Origin of the sequence: Streptomyces sp. GESEQ-4 (assembly GCF_017948455.1) — a bacterium.
Classification (GTDB): domain Bacteria; phylum Actinomycetota; class Actinomycetes; order Streptomycetales; family Streptomycetaceae; genus Streptomyces.
This window is the reverse complement of the sequence record NZ_JAFFSU010000026.1, coordinates 1-17,770: the sequence shown is the minus strand read 5'-3', so window position 1 is coordinate 17,770 and position 17,770 is coordinate 1. Positions and strand designations below refer to the sequence as shown.

Here is a 17,770-nt window from a genome sequence, read left to right as displayed (position 1 = left end):
GACTCATTCGAGCTGCAGAGTTCCGGTCCAGCGCACCAGCCGAACAGCAGGAGAGGGGCCAGCCCGATGGCAGTGGACGAGGGAGTCGCCCCAGCGGCGAAAGCAAGCGAAGACGGCACGGTTCACCGGCTGAAGCCCAACGCCATCGGCCTGCTCGGCGTGGTCTTCATGGCCGTCGCGACCGCCGCGCCGATCACCGCGATGACGGGCAACGTGCCCTTCATGGTGTCGTCCGGCAATGGCATCGGCGCCCCGGCGAGCTACCTCGTCGCAATGGTCGTACTGGCAATCTTTTCCGTCGGCTTCACGTCGATGGCGAAGCACATCACGTCCACCGGCGCCTTCTACGGCTTCATCTCGTACGGCCTCGGACGCTCGGTCGGCCTCGCCTCCGGGCTCCTCGCCACCTTCGCGTACGTCGTCTTCGAGCCGGCCCTCATCGGCATCTTCTCGGTCTTCGCGACGACAACTCTCGAGGACCAGACGGGACTTCACATCCCGTGGTGGGGCTTCGCGGTCCTGATGCTCGCCGTCAACGCGATGGGCACCTGGTTCGGTGTGTCGGTCGCCGAGAAGCTGCTCGTGGTCCTCCTGGCCACCGAGGTGACGATCCTCGCCGCGATGGCGATCTCGGTCGCCCTGCACGGCGGCGGCCCCGACGGCTTCACCTTCGGCCCGGTCAACCCGGTCAACGCCTTCCAGGGCACCAGCGCCGGGCTCGGTCTCTTCTTCGCCTTCTGGTCGTGGGTCGGCTTCGAGTCGACCGCGATGTACGGCGAGGAGTCCCGCGACCCGAAGAAGATCATCCCCAAGGCGACGATGATCTCGGTCCTCGGCGTCGGCGTCTTCTACGTCTTCGTCTCCTGGATGGCCATCACCGGCAACGGCGAGAAGGAAGCCGTGGCGGCGGCCTCCTCCGCGAACCCCCTCGCCCTGTTCTTCAACCCCACCGAGCAGTACGTCGGCCACTGGGCGGTCGTGGTCATGCAGTGGCTGATGATCACCGGCTCGCTCGCCTGCGGCATGGCCTTCCACAACTGCGCCGCCCGTTACATGTACGCGCTCGGCCGCGAGGGCGTCCTGCCGTCCCTGAAGAACACGGTCGGCCGCACCCACGAGCGGCACGGCTCCCCGCACATCGCGGGCCTCGTCCAGACCATCGTCAGCGCGGTGCTGATCGCCGCGTTCTGGATCGCGGGCAAGGACCCGTACGCCGGTCTGTACGTCCTTCTCGCCATCCTCGGCACGATGTCGATCCTCGTCGTCCAGGCCGTGTGTTCGTTCGCGGTGCTGGCCTACTTCCGCACCCACCACCCCGAGAGCCGGCACTGGTTCAAGACCTTCACCGCCCCGCTGGTCGGTGGGCTGGCCATGCTCGCGGTGGTCGTCCTGCTGGTGTCCAACATGGGCGTGGCGGCCGGCACCGAGTCCGGTTCGCTGGTGCTGAAGGGGACCCCGTGGATCGTCGCGCTGATCGCGGCGGCGGGCATCGGGTACGCGCAGTACCTCAAGCGGCGGGATCCCGCGCGGTACGCGCTTCTCGGGCGGACGGTGCTGGAGGAGACAAAGGAGCGGTAACGGCAGCCCCAAAGGGGCGCGGGGCTGTGTCGATTTGCGGCTGCCGCCGCGTGGGCGCGACCAGCCCCCACCGGCCCGCAGCGAACGAACCGCGGATCCGGCGGAGCGGCACCGCTTCGGGTCAGGCGCCGGGATCGGCGGGAGCCGGTGCGGGCTGGATCATGGGCGGCTGGCCCGCCGGGGGGACCGGCGGCTGGAAGGCGGGCGACGGCTGTGACTCCACCAGGACCAGCGCGCTGGAGGGTACGGCCGCCCGGAGTTCGTAGAGCTCCAGGATCGCGGCATACAGGCGCTCCGCGCTCTCGTGCGCGTCGTACGCCTTGACCAGCCGCGCTCGCCACTCGAGGTTCTGCCAGGCGTACCGCCTGCGCAGGTTCGTCGAGTGCCGTGCGTCGGCGCGCAGGAACGTCGAACCCGCCGAGAAACCGGCCGCCAGCAGGGCGAGGACCGCCGCCGGCACGCGCGCGCCGGCGGAGGCGAGCCCGACGGAGCCCGAGATGCCGGCCAGCACGGCTCCGGGAAAGCCGAGGCCGAGGTACGTCGCATGCCACAGCTTGGCGCGGCGCTGCGCGCGCCGGGCCCCGATCTGCGCCTCGCTGATGACCTTGTCCACCTCGGCACACAGGGCTGCCAGCCGCGCGTCGGCCGAGGTGGTCGCCGCGATGGGCCCCGCACTGCTGTCCGGCACGAATCCCCCTGTCCCGCAACGGAGTTGAGCACGCACTCCGAGTGTACGAGGGGTCTGCTCGCGGGGAACAGAGGCGATGCGCGCGCTCCCCGAACCTCGGCGCGCGCCGTGTGTCACCCCGGGCCGAACGTCTTCTCGCGGTGCTCCCGCCAGCGTTCCATCATGCTCAGGATCTCGCCCTCGATGAACTCGAAGAAGGCCAGCGTCTCGGCCATGCGGCGGCCGGCCGGGGTGTCGGCGCCGAGGCTGTCGACGCCTTCGCGGAGGGCGCCTTCCCAGCGCTTGATGATGGCCTCGCGGTTGGTGAGGGCCTCGTACCACTGGTCGCCGTGCACCCGGTAGCGCTCCCGGCGCGAACCGGGCTCCCGCTCGCGCGACACCATGTGCGTCTGGGCCAGGTAGCGCACCGCGCCGGAGACCGCGGCGGGGCTGATCTGCAGCTGCTCGCTCAGTTCGGCGGAGGTCATCACCCCGGAGTCGGAGGAGAGCAGCGCCGCGAAGACCCGGGCGGCCATGCGCTGCATCCCGGCCTCGACGAGCTGCGCCGCGAAGGACTCGACGAACTTCGACACGGCTTCCGCGTCGCGACCACCCTCCACTGGTTCCGTTGATTCCGTCATGGTCAACATCCTATCGGAGGCGGTTTTGACGCTTCCTTAACTTCACAAATTTCTGAAGAAAGCGTACGTTCTGAAGCATGACGAAGGCAATCACCGTCTCCGGACTGCACAAGTCGTTCGGCAAGACCCATGCGCTCGACGGTCTCGACCTGGACGTCGAGACCGGTGAGGTCCACGGCTTCCTCGGCCCCAACGGCGCCGGCAAGTCCACCACCATCCGCGTCCTGCTCGGCCTGCTGCGCGCCGAAGCGGGCGCCGCGCAGGTGCTCGGCCGCGATCCGTGGACGGACGCGGTCGAGGTGCACGGCCGGATCGCGTACGTCCCCGGCGACGTGACCCTGTGGCGCAACCTCTCCGGCGGCGAGGTCATCGACCTCTACGGCAAGCTCCGCGGAGGCCTCGACAAGAAGCGCCGCGCCGACCTGATCGAACGGTTCGAACTGGATCCGACGAAGAAGGGACGGACGTACTCGAAGGGCAATCGGCAGAAGGTCGCCCTGGTCGCCGCGTTCGCTTCCGACGTGGACCTCCTGATCCTGGACGAGCCGACCTCCGGACTGGACCCGCTGATGGAGGAGGTCTTCCAGCGGTGTGTGGAGGAGGAGCGGGAGCGCGGCCGGACCGTCCTGCTGTCCTCGCACATCCTGAGCGAGGTCGAGGAGCTGTGTGACCGGGTGAGCATCATCCGCAAGGGACAGACCGTGGAGAGCGGCTCGCTCGCCGATCTGCGGCATCTGACACGGACGAGCGTGACGGCCGAACTCGCGGACGCCCCCAACGGGTTGTCCCACCTCCCCGGCGTCCACGACCTCGACGTACAGGGACGGCGGGTCAGGCTCCAGGTCGACACCGACAAGCTGGACGCCGTACTGCGCTCGCTGAGCGAGTCGGGCGTACGGTCCCTGACCTCGACACCGCCCACGCTGGAGGAGCTGTTCCTCCGCCACTACCAGGAGGACCTCGCAGGTGAGGAGGCGGTGGCCCGATGACCACGCTCGTGGCCGACCGCCGCCGCTTCGCGCCGCGGGTCGGCGGAAAACGTCAACTGGCGGGCACCGGCGCCCTGTTGCGCTTCAACCTGCGGCGCGACCGCGTCACCGTCCCGCTCTGGGTGGCCGTGACGGCGTTGATGGTCGTCTCCATGCCGAACTCGCTCAAGGCCGTCTACTCCACGCCCGCCGAACGCGCCGACATCGCCCAGCAGTTGCTGACGAACAACTCGCTGCGCGCGATGTACGGCCCGCTCTTCGACGACTCGCTCGGCGGCCTCACCGCCTGGCGCATCGGCGTCTACGCAGCCGTACTCGCCGGGATCATGAGCCTGATCATCGTCGTACGGCACACCCGTGACGAGGAGGAGAGCGGGCGTCAGGAGATCGTCTCGTCGGCGATGGTGGGCCGGCGTGCCCCGCTGACGGCGGCCCTGCTGACGGCCCTCGTCGCCAACGGCGTGGTCGCGCTGCTGGTCGCGGGCGGCCTCGCCGGACAGGGCGCATCCGGGGCGCTGGCGTTCGGGCTCGGTATCGCGGGCGTCGGGATGGTGTTCGCCACGATGGCCGCGATCGTCGCGCAGCTCACCGAGAGCGGGCGGCTCGCGAAGGGGCTGACCGGCGGGCTGATCGGGGCGGCGTTCGTGCTGCGGGCGGCGGGCGACTCGGCCACCACGGACGGGTCTTCGGCGCTCACCTGGATCTCCCCGATCGGCTGGCTGGAGAACCTGCGGGCCTTCGCCGACGAACGGTGGTGGGTGCTGCTCCTGTTCGCCGCCGCGACGGTGATCCAGGGGGCCGTGGCCTACGAGCTCGCCGGGCGGCGTGACGTCGGCAGCGGCTTCGTACCGACCCGGCCCGGGCCGGCCGAGGGGCGGCTGGGCACGGCGGGCGCGCTGGCCTGGCGGCTGCAGCGGGGCAGCGTGCTCGGCTGGGGGCTCGGGTTCCTCGCGGGCGGGGCCGCGTTCGGCGGGGTCACCAAGGGAGCGGCGGACCTGGTCGGCGACAACGACAACACCCGCGAGATCATCGAGCGGATGGGCGGCCAGTCCGGCATCACGGACGCGTTCCTGTCCACCATGGTCGGCATGTTCGGCCTGGTCGCCGCGCTGTACATCGTCTCCTCCGTGCTACGCCTGCACGGCGAGGAGACCTCCCAGCGGGCCGAGCCGGTGCTGGCGGGCGCGGTCGGACGGCTGCGGTGGGCCGCCGGGCACCTGGTGGTCGCGTTCGGCGGGACGGTGCTGCTGATGCTCCTGGCGGCGGTGGGCCTGGCCCTCGGCTACGGCGCCGACTTCGGCCCGATCCTCGGAGCCTGTCTGGTCCAGGTACCGGCCGTCTGGGCACTGGGCGGACTGACGGTCCTGCTGTACGGGCTGTCCCCGCAGGTCGCTCCGGCCGCGTGGGGTGCGGCGGGGGTCGTGCTCTTCCTGGGGTGGATCGGCCCTGCGCTCGACCTCCCGCAGGCCGTGCTGGACGTGTCACCGTTCGGACATCTACCGAAGTTGCCGGGTGGGGAGATGGCCTGGGGGCCGGTGGGGGTTCTTGCGGGGGTCGCGGGGGTGCTGGTGGTCGCGGGGCTGGTGGGGTTGCGGAGGCGGGACATGAGTACGTGACGGTGGGAGTCAGTCGACGTACTGCTTGAGCTTCTCGGTGTCGAGTTCGATGCCGAGGGGCTCGGGGAGTACAAGCGGGTTCCCGAAATGTACTCTGCGGCAGTTGCCGTACCCGACCTGTTCCGGATCGCTGAAGAGTTTGACCGTGCCCGCGTCCCGGTCGATCAACAGGTAGAACGGGATGCCTGCGGCACCGTACGCATCGGGCTTCTCCTGGCGGTCGCGCCGGTCGGTGTCGGAGTCGTAGGACGTGACCTCCAGTACCAGGAGCACACCGCTCACATCGGCCCACTGACCATGCCCGGCGAAGTGGCCCTCGGGCGCGATCACCGCATCGGGAATGGCCCGGCCCTCGCGGTACTGCTCCACGATCAGCCCTTGCCCTTGGTACACATCCAGATCAGGCCTCGCCCGCATGCAGCGCTTGCTCAGCCACGCGACAACGCTGTTGTGATCGCCATCGCCCGACATCTTGACCCCGATCCGTCCGTTGATGAACTCCAACCTGACGGTGTCGTCGGTCTCCTTGGCCGCGAACGCGGCGATCCTCTCGAACTCTTCCACCGACATCTGGGGCGTCTGCAACGCGCGCTCTGCCATAACCGTCATGGTGCCTCCCTTCGCAGGCAGACACCAGCGTGACCGCTGGCTCGCGACCACCGACGGGCTTCACTCGATGATCATCCGAACGGGTGATCAGCCCACCTCCACGCTCAGCCCCTCCAACCCCCGGATCACAAAGTTCGGCTTCCGCTCCGGCTCCGCCGCGAGACGCAGCGTCGGGGCCTTCTCCAGCAGTGCCGTCATGGATGCGGCCAGTTCGATACGGGCCAGGGGCGCGCCGATGCAGTAGTGGATGCCGGCGCTGAAGGAGATGTGGGGGTTGTCCTTGCGGGTGAGGTCCAGGCGGTCGGGGTCCGCGAACACCTCGGGGTCGTGGTTGGCGGAGCCGAAGAGCATGGCGATCTCCGCGCCCCTGGGGATCGTCGTGCCGTCGATCTCGATCTCGTCCAGGACCCAGCGTTCGAAGAGCTGGAGCGGGGTGTCGTAGCGCATCAGTTCTTCGACGGCCGTCGGGACGAGGGAGTGGTCGGCTCGGAGGGCCGCCAGCTGGCCGGGGTTGCGGAACAGGGCCCACCAGCCGTTGACCGTGGCGTTCACCGTCGCCTCGTGGCCGGCGTTCAGGAGGAGGACGGCGGTCGAGATCATCTCCTGTTCGGTGAGCCGGTCGCCCTCGTCGTGGGCTTCGATGAGGCCGGAGATGAGGTCGTCGCGGGGCTCCTTGCGGCGGGCCGCGATCAGTTCGCGCAGGTACTCCGTGAACTCGACCGACGCCCGGACCGCCTTCGCCGCCGTCTCCTGGGACGGGTTCAGCTCGTACATCCCGCAGATGTCCGCCGACCAGGGGCGCAGCGGGGCGCGGTCCGGCTCCGGGATGCCCAGCATCTCGGCGATGACGGCCACGGGGAGCGGCTCGGCCACATCCGCGAGCAGATCACCGCCGCCGCGCTCCACCAGCGCGTCGACCAACTCCCCGGCGAGGTTGGCCACATACGGCTTGAGCTGCTCGACCGTACGTGGTGTGAACGCCTTCGACACCAGGCGCCGGATCCGGGTGTGGTCCGGGGGTTCGAGGTCCAGCATCCCGTGGTCGTTCAGCACATGGAACGGCTCGTGCTCCGGCGGCGGTGCCGTCCGCCCGAAGTCCTCGTGCGTGAAGCGGTGCTGGTACGTGCGGCCCAGCCGCCGGTCCCGCAGCAGCGCGCTGACGTCCGCGTGGTGCGGGACCAGCCACTGGTCGGTGGGCTCGTAACGGACCACCCGGCCCCGCGCACGCAGGTCGGCGTAGGCGGGGTACGGGTCGGCTAGGAACGCCGGGTCCCATGGGTCGAAGGGGAGGTCGGAGGCAGCTGGCATGAGCGGACGCTAAGCGCTCTGCGGGGCGGGCCGCAACAGGTCGTGTTTTGTCTGCGGGTGCGTTGTGGCTGGTCGCGCAGTTCCCCGCGCCCCTTTGGGGCGCTCTCACTTACCGCCGAAGTCCGGGATGGTGAGCGAGCCGTCCTCGGCCAAGGGGAACGCGGGGTTGTGGGCTACTTCCCAGGCGTGGCCGTCCGGGTCGGTGAAGGCGCCGGAGTAGAAGCCGATGGGGTTCATGGCGGCGGGCTTGGTGATCGTGCCGCCGGATCGCTCCACGAGTCCGAGCAGCGTGTCGACCTCCGCGTCGGAGCGGACGTTGTGCGCGAGCGCGATGCCGCCGAATCCGGTGCTCGGTCCCGGCTCCAACCCGCAGTCCCGCGCCAGTTTGTCCCGGTCCCACAGGACCAGCCCGAGGCCGCCGGCCTGGAAGAAGACCGTCTCCTCGACCTCTTGGCCCCGCCAGCCCAGCGCCTCGTAGAAGGCCTTGGCCCGTGGGAGATCGGAAACACCCAGCGTGATCAACGTGATGCGCTGTTCCATGCCCTCACGGTACGTTCAGCCGGCCAAGGGTGCCCGCAGTCTCTCTCGATGCGCTCGGGCGGTGACGATCAGCCCGTCCAGTGCGTCCCGGGTGCGGACGAGGTCGGCGATGTGCTCGGAGAGCCGGTCGCGCTCCTGGGCCATCCGCTCCAGTGCGGCGTCGGAGTTCTTCTCGCTGGGCGCATAGCGGCACGGCAGCAGTTCCGCGATGGTGCGGCTGGACAGGCCCGCGGCGTACAACCGCTGGATGAACATGACCCGATCGACGTGATCCTCGGTGTAGTGCCGCTGCCCGCTGGGGCTGCGGACGCTGGCGAGCAGTCCCTGTTCTTCGTAGTACCGCAGGGACCGGACGCTGACTCCGGCCCGTGACGCGAGCTCACCGATGCGCATGCCGCCCTCCCCGCTGTGACCTGCGACACAGCCCTTGCCTCTCACATGGATGTGAGGTTTTAGCGTAACTGCCGTGCCCGAGACCCGGGTACCGCAGATCACGATGGAGTCCCGACGTGACGACCCTTTTCGACAGCCATCAGCTCGGTGACCTGACGCTGCCCAACCGGGTGGTGATGGCCCCGATGACGCGGGTCCGCGCCGCTGCCGACGGTCTGGCGACGCCCTCGATGGCGTCCTACTACGCCCAGCGTGCGACGGCCGGACTGATCGTGACCGAGGGCGTGCAGCCGAGCCTGATCGGACAGTCCAATCCGGGCACCCCGGGACTGCACACCGATGAACAGGTCACCGCGTGGCGCCAGGTGACCGCCGCCGTGCATGCCAACGGCGGACGGCTCTTCGCCCAGCTCATGCACGGCGGACGGGTCTCCCATCCCGACACCACCGGGATGCAGCCCGTCGGGCCCTCGGCCGTCCCCGCCGTCGGCGACGTGTTCACCCCGACCGGGCCCCAGCCCGCGCCGATACCGCGTGCCTTGACGACCGCCGAGGTGCCCGAGCACGCCCAGTCGTACGCCCAGGCCGCTCGCCGCGCCATCGACGCCGGCTTCGACGGCGTCGAGCTGCACGGCGCCAACGGCTACCTGATCTCGCAGTTCCTCTCCACCAACGCCAACCTGCGCACGGACCGCTACGGAGGCTCGACTGCCAACCGGATCCGGTTCGCCGTCGAGGCGGTATCGGCGACCGTCGAGGCCGTCGGCGCGGCCAGGACCGGCATCCGTCTCTCCCCGGGCGGGACCTTCTGGGGAGTCGAGGAGACCGATGTCGCCGATCTCTACGCCGAGTTGCTGCCCGAGCTGGCCCGCCTGGAGCTGGCCTACATCCATCTCGAGGCCACCGCCGATGAAGACGTACTGGTCGCACTGCGCCGCGCGTGGCCCGGCACCCTCATCATGAATCCGGTGCTTCCGATGGGACCGAAGCAGACCGGCCGGGCCGAGGCCGACCGCTGGCTCGGGCTGGGAGCCGAACTCATCAGCTTCGGCCGCGCTTTCATCGCCAACCCCGACCTGGTCGAACGCCTCCGCACGGGGCTCCCGATCGCCCCCGTCGACGAAGGCACGTTCTACCAGGGTGGTGACTCGGGTTACCTGACCTACCCGGCGTATCAGTACACGGGCTGACGCGGGGCGCTCCGCCGCTTGAAGTGCCGGGATGGGCCGTCGTTCGTGTGCGGCTTCGTCGTGGCTGGTCGCGCCCACGCGGCGGAGCCGCATATCGATACAGCCCCGCGCCCCTTCGGGGCGCGCTGCCTAGCCCGGCGTCACCAGGCGTGCCTCGTACGCGAACACCGCTGCCTGTGTGCGGTCCCTGAGGCCGAGCTTCACCAGGATTCGGCTGACGTGGGTCTTTATGGTCGACTCAGCCACCACCAGGCGCTCGGCGATCTCCGCGTTGGACAGGCCCTGTGCGATCAGGACCAGGACCTCCGTCTCCCGTTCGGTCAGTTCGCCGTACGCCGCGTGGGCGGTGGACATGGCGCGCGGGGCCTCCGACAGCTTCGAGAACTCGGTGATCAGGCGCTTGGTGACGGAGGGGGCGAGGAGCGCCTCACCGGACGCCACCACCCGTACGCCATCGGCGAGTTGGCGGGCCGAGGCGTCCTTGAGGAGGAAGCCGGAGGCTCCTGCGCGCAGCGCCTGGTAGACGTATTCGTCCAGGTCGAAGGTGGTCAGCACCAGGACCTTGGCCGCGTCGTCCGCCGCGACGATCTCCCGGGTCGCCTCGATGCCGTTCAGCTCGGGCATGCGGATGTCCATCAGCACGACGTCCGGGGACAGTTCGCGGACGCGGTCCACCGCCTCCCTGCCGTTGACGGCCTCGCCGACGACCTCGATGTCCGGCATCGCGTTCAGCAGGACCGAGAAGCCCTCGCGGACCATCATCTGGTCGTCCGCGATCAGCACGCGGATGGTCATGCGTCACCTTCGATCACCGCGGTGACCGGCAGGAACACCGACACCTCATAGCCGCCGTCGTCCGTGCTGCTCGCCGTCATCTCGCCGTTCAGCATGGAGACGCGCTCCCGCATCCCGGTGATGCCGTGGCCGGCGCCGGGTGAGGGCTTGACGAGGGCGGGGGCCGGCGGGGGACCGTTGACTATGCGCAGGCCCAGGCCACCGAGGACGTAGGCGATCTCTACGCGGGCGCTCGCGCCGGGGGCGTGTCTGAGTGAGTTGCTCAGCGCCTCCTGGACTATTCGGTACGCCGACAACTCGACGCCCTGCGGGAGTTCGCGCACCGCGCCGATCACCGTCTTCTCCACGCTCAGGCCCGTGTCCCGCACGTTCGCCAGCAGTGCGTCGAGGTCGCCGAGGGTGGGCTGCGGGGCGTCCGGGGCCTCGTAGCCCTCCGCCCGGACGACGCCCAGGACGCGGCGGAGTTCGGTGAGGGCCGCCACCGCGTTCTCCCTGATGGTGGCGAAGGCGCGCTCCAGCTCCGGCGGCGGGTTCTCCACCCGGTAGGGGGCGGCCTCCGCCTGGATGGCGACGACGGACATGTGGTGGGCGACCACGTCGTGCAGCTCGCGGGCGATCGTCGTGCGCTCCTCCAGCAGCGTGCGCTTGGAGCGCTCGTGCGCGGTCACCGTCTGCTGGGCGGTCACCTCCTGACGGGCCTCACGGCGGATGTGCCAGACGGTGACGCCCAGCAGGAGCAGGGCGGTGAAGAACAGCATCGGCATGAGGTCCGAGCCGCTGTATCCGTATGGCCCGCCGCCGACGCTCTCCGCCATCAGCCCGTACAGGGCGGTCAGCAGCCACATCCAGGCGGCCGTACGCGGCCGGGTGCGCAACGCGACGACGTACAGCACCACGACATGGCAGATGAAGCTGCCGGGCTGCCACGGCCAGCCGTCCCCGGTCTGGCCGAGCACGGCGGTGACCGGGGTCACGGCCATGGACAGCCAGAACGCGCCGACCGGCCGGGCCATGGTCAGCAGGACCGGGGCCAGCACGCACAGGCCCACGAGCGGGTTGCTGTCGGCCGTGCCGACGAGCATTGCTATCAGCCCGGCGCCGGTGATCAGGGCGTGCGGCAGCCAGCCCGCGTACTCCCGCATACGGCCGGGCAGTCGCCGGACGATCGGGCCGCCCTCGCTCCTGCGGGGCAGTGGGCGGTAGGCGAACGCGTCGTGAATCAGATCCTGGCGCAGCCCGCGCAGGGCGTCCACGGCCAGTCGGAACTCCGGGCTGCGGGCCTTGTACGCATCGAACTCGCCGCCCGGCGGCGTCGGTGTCTGGGTCGTCTCGGTCACGTATAAGACGGTAGAGGTCAACGGGGGTCTCGGGCGTCACCAGTGAGAGGGGTCCTTCGGCGTCCATCTCAGGTATTACGGGTACGCCCAGTTCCGGGGGGTGTAGCGGCCGGCGGACGTCGGTCAGTACCCCGAGGGCCTCACCAGCCCCGACTCGTACGCGAACACGGCCGCCTGCGTACGGTCGCGCAGTCCCAGCTTCACCAGGATGCGGCCAACGTGGGTCTTCACGGTCTGCTCGGCGACGACCAGGCGCTCGGCGATCTCCGCGTTCGACAGACCCTGCGCGATCAGCGCCAGCACTTCCGTCTCCCGCTCGGTCAGCTCGCCGACGCGGGTCTTGAGCGGGGCGCGCGGCTTGTCGCCGAGACGGGAGAACTCGGCGATCAGCCGCCGGGTGATACCGGGCGCGAGCAGCGCGTCGCCGGCCGCCACCACCCGGATCGCCTCGGCGAGCTTGTCGGCGGAGGCGTCCTTCAGCAGGAACCCGGACGCGCCGGCACGCAGCGCCTCGTACACGTACTCGTCCAGGTCGAAGGTGGTCAGCACGAGCACCTTGATGTGCGGGGTCACGCCGACGATGCGGCGGGTGGCCTCGATGCCGCTCAGTTCGGGCATGCGGATGTCCATGAGGACGACGTCCGGGGCGAGTTCGGCGACCTTGGCGACCGCGTCCATGCCGTCCACCGCCTGCCCGATGACGTCGATGTCGGGCTGGGTGTTGAGCAGCACGGTGAAGCCCTGCCGGACCATCTGCTGGTCGTCGGCGATGAGTACGCGGATGGTGCCGCTCGTCATGGGTTCTCTTCTCCGGTCGTGGGTCTGGGTGCCTCGGTCTCGAAGACGCCGGGGCCGAACACAGGCGTGACGGAGCCGTCCGGCTCGACGGGCTCCCTGTCGTCGGGGTCCGCGGTGCCGTCTCTCGGGAGGAACGCCGAGACCGAGAAACCGCCGTGCAGGGTCGGGGTGGCGGTGACGTGGCCGCCGAGCATCGTGGCGCGCTCACGCATGCCGAGCAAGCCGTGGCCCGTGCCCGGTGAGGGCGGGACCGGGTGCTCCGGACGGGAGTTGATCACACCGAGGTACAGGCCGCGGGGGAAGTGGGTGATCTCGACGCGCACCGCCGAGCCCGGGGCGTGCCGCAACGCGTTGCTCAGCGCCTCCTGGATGATCCGGTACGCCGACAGCTCCACGCCGGGCGGATACGGAGGTGCCGTGCCCCTGATGTCGGTGGCGACCCTCAGCCCGGCGGCACGTGTGTTCTCGATCAGGGCGTCCAGGCGGTCGAGCGTGGGCTGCGGGGACTGCGGGGCCGAGCCGGTGCCGGGTTCGCCCAGGCCGTAGGGGTCGTCGGGGTTCTCGGAGCGCAGGACGCCCAGGACTCGGCGGAGTTCGGTGAGGGCCTCCAGGGCGTTGTGCCGGATGCCGTCGAGGTTCTCCTTCAGCTCCTCGGACGGGTTCTCGACGAGGTGCGGGGCGACCTGGGCCTGGATGGAGATCACCGACATGTGGTGCGCGACCACGTCGTGCAGTTCACGGGCGATACGGCTGCGCTCCTCCAGCAGCGTGCGGCGGGCCCGCTCCTCCGCGGTTCTCGTCTCCTGCTCCACGAGTCGGGTGCGGGCCTCGCGCCTGCCGCGCAGCGCCATGCCGACCACGACGGCCACGGCGAAGAGCGCGATCGCCACCGTGCCCGTGCTGGAGTACCCGGCGGTCGCGTCGACGCGCCACACGCCCAGCTGGAGAACCACGGTGGCCAGGCCCGTCACCACCAGGGCCGCGATCACCTTGCGCGCGGGTACGCGCAGAGCGAGCAGGAGGAACACGAGGGAGTGGGCGAGGACAGCGGGGGTGCTCCACGGCCAGCTGGGGTCAGGGCCTTTGGCATCGGCCAGGTGCGGGCCGACGGTCAGGGCGGTGGTGACGGTGGCGGCGAGGGACAGGGCCCAGGCGGGCGTCGGGCGCCACAAGGCCAGTACGACTGCCGCGCCTTGCGTGAGGCCGAGCACCAGTCCCTGTCCCGTGGACAGGCCGTAGTTGTCGCTGATATCGGCGCCGCCGGCCAGGGAGATACCCAGAGCGATCCAGAAGACGAGGAGGTAGGTGAGCCAGCGCAGCCAGCGGTACTTGGGCAGGTGGGGGGAAGTCCGGGAGGGGGACGTGCCTAGGGCTTTGCGGAGGCGGTGCACGCGGGTGGGTGCGGGGACGGGTTCGGGTGAGTGCTGTGGCTCCTTTGTCAGTGGGTCGTTCTCCTCGCCGTTCACGTCGTCAACCCTAGGCACGGTGAGGGGCCTTTGTTTGCGGGGTCCGGGAGTGGCGGTGGGAACGGATCACTCGGGACGGGCGGGGTCGGGGGCGGCGTCGGCGGCCCGAGGGCTGTTCGTACGCGCGGAAGGCCGTCCAGCAAGCGGTCAGGGCCAGGGCGAAGACGGGGAGCCAGGCGCAACGGTAGGCGATCCAGGTCAGGTTGTCGGGGCGGGTGTGGAGGCCGGGGAGGTGGCCGGCCAGGAGGGTCGTGGCAGTGGTCGCCATGAGGGCCGTCTGGTGCCAGAGGAAGATCGTCATGGCGGAGAGGTTGACCAGGGCCACGGCTGCCCAGGTCAGGGGGCGGCGCATCGTGCGGCGCAGCGGGTCGCGCAGGAGCAGGGCCAGGCCGCACTGGGCCAGGCCGAAGGTGACGGCGGCCAGGGTGGGCGGGTTGAGGTTCGAGATGCCGGCTCCCGGCACGCCCACCATCGACGCCGGGTAGCCCGCCCAGGCGATGAGCGCCGCCGTCGCCGCCGCGCCGCCGGTGAGGAGGATCCAGCCGGCCCGGCGACGGTCCAGCTCGCCTCGGGTCCAGGCGGCGCCCAGGGTGTACGGGACGAGCCAGCCCGCCGCCACGTTCACCCAGCCGAGCCAGGACGGGCCGCCGAGGCCGAAGCGCAGTAGGTCCACATGGAGGACGACGGCCAGCGGCCAGAGCGGGTTGAGCCGCGTCAGCAGAGGTGTCGCCGCAGTCAGCACCGCGAAGACCACCAGGAACCACAGCGGGGACAGCGCCAACTTGACCAGCGTGCGGACCGTCCCGAACTCCGCGCCCGTCAGGAGGAGGGCGACCGCGGCCACCGTCCACAGGGTGAGGACGGCCGCCACCGGTTTGAACAGCCGGGACAGTCGGGCGCTCAGCCACTGTCCGTAGGTCGTACCGCGGGCGCGTGCCGAGGCGTAGCCACGGGTCGCCACATGACCGCCGACCAGGAAGAACACGGCGAGCGTCTGGAAGGCCCAGGAGATCGGGGCCAGCCAGGGCATGTGCTGCAGCGGGCTGGCGGCGCGCAGCGAGCCGTCGTGCGCGACCAGGGCCGTCACCAGCCAGTGGCCGAGCACTATGCCGAGGATCGCGAAGGCGCGCAGGGCGTCGACCGCGCGGTCCCGGTCCGCGGGGGTCGCGGCGTCGACTTGGGCGGCGCCCTTGTGCATCTCCTTCCACATGTCCGTCCCTATGGCCGTGCGTATGTCCGTGCCTCCGTCCGTCCCTTTATCCGTGCGTATGTTCGTCCCTATATCCGCGCGTATGCGCTCGATGTCCTTGCGTATGCGCTCGCCCGGGCCGCGCAGCTTCAGCTCACGCACGGGTCACCTCCGAAGCCTCTCCGAGGACGATCCGGGCCAGGTTGGCCAGGGAGGCCGAGCCCGGTGCGAAGTAGTCGCTGTGGCCGCCGTCGCCCGCCGCGAAGACACGGGCGCCGAAGGCCGGGGACACCGGGTCGGTGCCGAAGCCGACGGTGGTGCCGAACAGGTCAGTGCTGACGTGCGGAACGTTCGCCACCCAGTCGTCCGCGCCGCGCGCCGCCCACACACGGGCGCGTGTGCGCAGGTCGGCGGCGGTGCCGGCGCCCGTACCCGGGCTGCCGACGAGGGCGATGTCGTCGACGTCCAGGCCGGCGGCGGCCCGGCCGCAGACCACGGAGCCGTACGAGTGGCAGACCAGGGACACCTGCGCGTCACGACCGACGACGCCGCGCAACTGCCGTATGAACTCCCGCAGTTCCGGGGCCGCTTCCTCGGCTCGGCCGGTCGTGGCGACCGTCGCGCTCACCGTGCCGGGCGTCTCGTAGCCGAGCCAGGCCACGACCGCGGTGCGGGGGCCGGTCGGGGCGTCCTGGGCGAGTCGGTGCCGCAGCGCGAGGGCCGTCGCGCGGAAGCGGCCGTAAGTGTCGAGGGAGGTGTCCGAGCCCGGGACCAGCACCGCTATGCGGTCGGCGTGGGCCAGGTCGCCGAAGACCTCCGTCGCCCGGCCCGCCCCACGGCCGTCGAAGGCGAGGAGGTGGCGGGAGGGGGCGGCGAGGGAGCGGTCCGCCGCGGCGCGACCGGTGTCCCCGTGGGCGGCCGCCATCCGGGACGCCTCCACCGCGTTCGCCCGGTTCGCCCCGTACACCTCGCCCAGCGTGCCCGCGGTCACCGAGGCGATGGCCGCGGGCCGCGGCGCGGGGATCTCGGGTTGCGCGGCGCCGGAGAGGGGGAAGACCACGGCGGCGGTGATGAGAGCGGCCAGGACGGCGCGACGCCATCTGAGGACGAGGTGCCGCCGAGTGCGGGGCCGCCGGTCCCCTGAACCGCTGCGGCCGCTCTCCGTCGCCGCCCTCTCGTCCCGCCCCATGGTCGACTCCCCTTCCAGTTCCGCCCGGCCATCGGGCCTGTCTGGATGGGAAGTTACGGATCAGAGGTTGTCGTCCGCGTCACACCAGGGAGCTCACCTGCGACGTAGCTCTCAGGTATTACGGGTATGAAGGGGCCGCCGGCCACGCGGCGCTTCGCGTGGGTGCCGTAGGCACCGTAGGCACCGTAGGCACGCAGTGCTCGCTCAGACTCGGACTTCCGCGGCCCCGAAAGGCTGGTGTCACCAGGCCAGTTGCGCGATCTCCTCCGCCACCACCGCGCACGCGTCCGCCGCCGGGTCGATCAGGGGGAAGTGGCCGACGTCCTCGAGGAGCGTCAGGCCCACCACCTCGCCCGCCTTCGCCGCCGCGTCCGCGTAGGACTCGGCGACCGCCTGCGGGACGTCGATGTCGGTACGGCCCTGGACGAGGGTGGTGGCGATGCCGGTGGGGAGGAGGAGCGCCGGGTCGGCGTATGGCTGGCGGGTCGCGAACTCTTCCTCGTCGCCCAGGAGTTGACGTACCGCCCCACCGCAGACGTCCAGCTTCTCGGCGACCGCGAAGTCGGCGATCGGGGCGAGGGCGACGACACCGCGCAGCGGCGCGGGGCGGGCCGTGTACCAGGGGGCGTCAGTCGGCAGGAGGTGACGGGCCGCCACCCACAGGGCCAGGTGACCGCCCGCGGAATGACCCGTGACGACCATGCGGCGCGCGTCGGCCTGCGGGAGGATCTCCCGTACGAGCGCGGGGAGCGCGTCCACCGCGGCCGCCACGTCGTCGAAGGTCTCCGGCCAGCGACCCGCGACGGGGCCCCCCGGCTCCCCCGCGACCTGACCGCCCTGCACGCCCGCGCCCGCATCGGCGCCCCCCTCCGTCTCCCGCCCTCCGCGCCGGTACTCGACATTGGCCACGGCGAAGCCCCGGTGGGTCAGGAAGTCCGCGAACGGGGTCATGTGGCGGCGGTCGTAGGGTGCCCGCCAGGCGCCGCCGTGCAGGATGACGATCAGCGGCGCGAGGACGCCCGGGATGGCCGGTTCGGGTGTGCGCGGGGCGTAGAAGTCGATCACCTGGTCGGGGTGGTCGCCGTAGGCCGCGGTGGCGTCGGGGTCGACGGGCGGGTGCGAGAAGGCCGACTCCTCTTCGGCGGCGGCTCGTGCTGCGACGTCGTCCGGCATGCTCCAACCTCTCAGCGACGGAACAAAATTGGCGGACCAGGAGAGAAATCGGCCGTTGGCGGGGACGGTATCAGCCCGGTGACGTGCGCCGACAAGGGGATGTCACCCTCGGTGAGGGTGAACGGTTCCGCAGCGCCGCCGCGCCCCCGGACCCAGCATGCACCCCCCATGACAGCGCCCGCCGGACCGGACTCACCGCCGACCGACCCCCCCGCCCCCCACCCCCCCCCCGCCCGCCCCGCCCCGCCCCCCCCCCCGCCGGGCGACCACCCACGCCCGCGTCCCCGACCCC

At 70.9% G+C, this 17,770-nt stretch carries 17 protein-coding genes; 4 read left to right on the top strand and 13 right to left on the bottom strand.

Annotated elements, in window-relative coordinates; all coding sequences use genetic code 11:
* Positions 1 to 66 precede the first annotated feature (66 nt).
* Positions 67 to 1,578: an APC family permease gene (locus KCH48_RS34225; RefSeq protein WP_210580587.1), complete on the top strand. Its 1,512-nt coding sequence runs from the start codon at positions 67 to 69 to the stop codon at positions 1,576 to 1,578.
* A 121-nt stretch (positions 1,579 to 1,699) separates the two neighbouring features.
* Here the strand turns inward: KCH48_RS34225 and KCH48_RS34220 are convergent, their stop codons facing one another.
* Positions 1,700 to 2,266 (bottom strand): hypothetical protein, encoded by a 567-nt coding sequence (locus KCH48_RS34220; protein ID WP_210580585.1) that lies wholly within the window; start codon positions 2,264 to 2,266, stop codon positions 1,700 to 1,702.
* Between the two features lie 113 nt (positions 2,267 to 2,379).
* Positions 2,380 to 2,886 (bottom strand): GbsR/MarR family transcriptional regulator, encoded by a 507-nt coding sequence (locus KCH48_RS34215; protein WP_210580583.1) that lies wholly within the window; start codon positions 2,884 to 2,886, stop codon positions 2,380 to 2,382.
* Positions 2,887 to 2,963: 77 nt separating this feature from the next.
* Here KCH48_RS34215 and KCH48_RS34210 point away from each other — a divergent pair, with 77 nt between their 5' ends.
* Both KCH48_RS34210 and KCH48_RS34205 read left to right on the top strand, forming a co-directional pair.
* Positions 2,964 to 3,875: an ABC transporter ATP-binding protein gene (locus KCH48_RS34210; protein WP_210580580.1), complete on the top strand. Its 912-nt coding sequence runs from the start codon at positions 2,964 to 2,966 to the stop codon at positions 3,873 to 3,875.
* Positions 3,872 to 5,491, top strand: coding sequence for an ABC transporter permease (locus KCH48_RS34205; RefSeq protein ID WP_210580579.1), 1,620 nt, complete (start codon positions 3,872 to 3,874; stop codon positions 5,489 to 5,491). Before KCH48_RS34210 ends, KCH48_RS34205 begins: the two co-directional genes overlap by 4 nt.
* Positions 5,492 to 5,500: 9 nt before the next feature.
* Here KCH48_RS34205 and KCH48_RS34200 read toward each other — a convergent pair whose 3' ends face one another.
* From KCH48_RS34200 to KCH48_RS34185, 4 genes are all read right to left on the bottom strand, one after another.
* Positions 5,501 to 6,100, bottom strand: coding sequence for a Uma2 family endonuclease (locus KCH48_RS34200; RefSeq protein WP_210580577.1), 600 nt, complete (start codon positions 6,098 to 6,100; stop codon positions 5,501 to 5,503).
* Positions 6,101 to 6,187: 87 nt separating this feature from the next.
* Positions 6,188 to 7,408 carry a cytochrome P450 gene (locus tag KCH48_RS34195; protein WP_210580575.1) on the bottom strand — a complete coding sequence of 407 codons (1,221 nt, stop codon included), beginning with the start codon at positions 7,406 to 7,408 and terminating at the stop codon, positions 6,188 to 6,190.
* 105 nt (positions 7,409 to 7,513) lie between these two features.
* Entirely contained in the window at positions 7,514 to 7,948 is a 435-nt protein-coding gene (locus KCH48_RS34190) for a VOC family protein (protein WP_210580573.1), read from the bottom strand.
* Positions 7,949 to 7,963: 15 nt separating this feature from the next.
* Entirely contained in the window at positions 7,964 to 8,341 is a 378-nt protein-coding gene (locus KCH48_RS34185) for a MerR family transcriptional regulator (protein WP_210580571.1), read from the bottom strand.
* A gap of 116 nt (positions 8,342 to 8,457) precedes the next feature.
* Here KCH48_RS34185 and KCH48_RS34180 point away from each other — a divergent pair, with 116 nt between their 5' ends.
* Positions 8,458 to 9,531, top strand: a complete 1,074-nt coding sequence (locus KCH48_RS34180) for an alkene reductase (RefSeq protein ID WP_210580569.1) — start codon at positions 8,458 to 8,460, stop codon at positions 9,529 to 9,531.
* A gap of 129 nt (positions 9,532 to 9,660) precedes the next feature.
* On the opposite strand, the gene KCH48_RS34175 is transcribed toward KCH48_RS34180, so the two are convergent.
* The 7 genes from KCH48_RS34175 to KCH48_RS34145 form a co-directional block, all read right to left on the bottom strand.
* On the bottom strand, positions 9,661 to 10,326 hold the full coding sequence (locus KCH48_RS34175; protein ID WP_210580566.1) for a response regulator transcription factor: 666 nt from the start codon (positions 10,324 to 10,326) through the stop codon (positions 9,661 to 9,663).
* The gene (locus KCH48_RS34170) at positions 10,323 to 11,663 is read right to left on the bottom strand and encodes a sensor histidine kinase (RefSeq protein WP_210580564.1); all 1,341 of its coding nucleotides are present in this window, start codon (positions 11,661 to 11,663) and stop codon (positions 10,323 to 10,325) included. Before KCH48_RS34170 ends, KCH48_RS34175 begins: the two co-directional genes overlap by 4 nt.
* A gap of 123 nt (positions 11,664 to 11,786) precedes the next feature.
* The gene (locus KCH48_RS34165; RefSeq protein WP_210580563.1) at positions 11,787 to 12,461 is read right to left on the bottom strand and encodes a response regulator transcription factor; all 675 of its coding nucleotides are present in this window, start codon (positions 12,459 to 12,461) and stop codon (positions 11,787 to 11,789) included.
* The gene (locus KCH48_RS34160; protein WP_374104741.1) at positions 12,458 to 13,852 is read right to left on the bottom strand and encodes a histidine kinase; all 1,395 of its coding nucleotides are present in this window, start codon (positions 13,850 to 13,852) and stop codon (positions 12,458 to 12,460) included. Before KCH48_RS34160 ends, KCH48_RS34165 begins: the two co-directional genes overlap by 4 nt.
* A gap of 85 nt (positions 13,853 to 13,937) precedes the next feature.
* A complete protein-coding gene (locus KCH48_RS34155) occupies positions 13,938 to 15,125 on the bottom strand; it encodes an acyltransferase (RefSeq protein ID WP_210580754.1) in 1,188 nt (395 codons plus the stop codon).
* Positions 15,126 to 15,270: 145 nt separating this feature from the next.
* Entirely contained in the window at positions 15,271 to 16,305 is a 1,035-nt protein-coding gene (locus KCH48_RS34150) for an alpha/beta hydrolase (RefSeq protein WP_210580558.1), read from the bottom strand.
* Positions 16,306 to 16,545: 240 nt separating this feature from the next.
* On the bottom strand, positions 16,546 to 17,478 hold the full coding sequence (locus KCH48_RS34145) for an alpha/beta hydrolase (RefSeq protein WP_210580556.1): 933 nt from the start codon (positions 17,476 to 17,478) through the stop codon (positions 16,546 to 16,548).
* Positions 17,479 to 17,770: the final 292 nt, after the last annotated feature.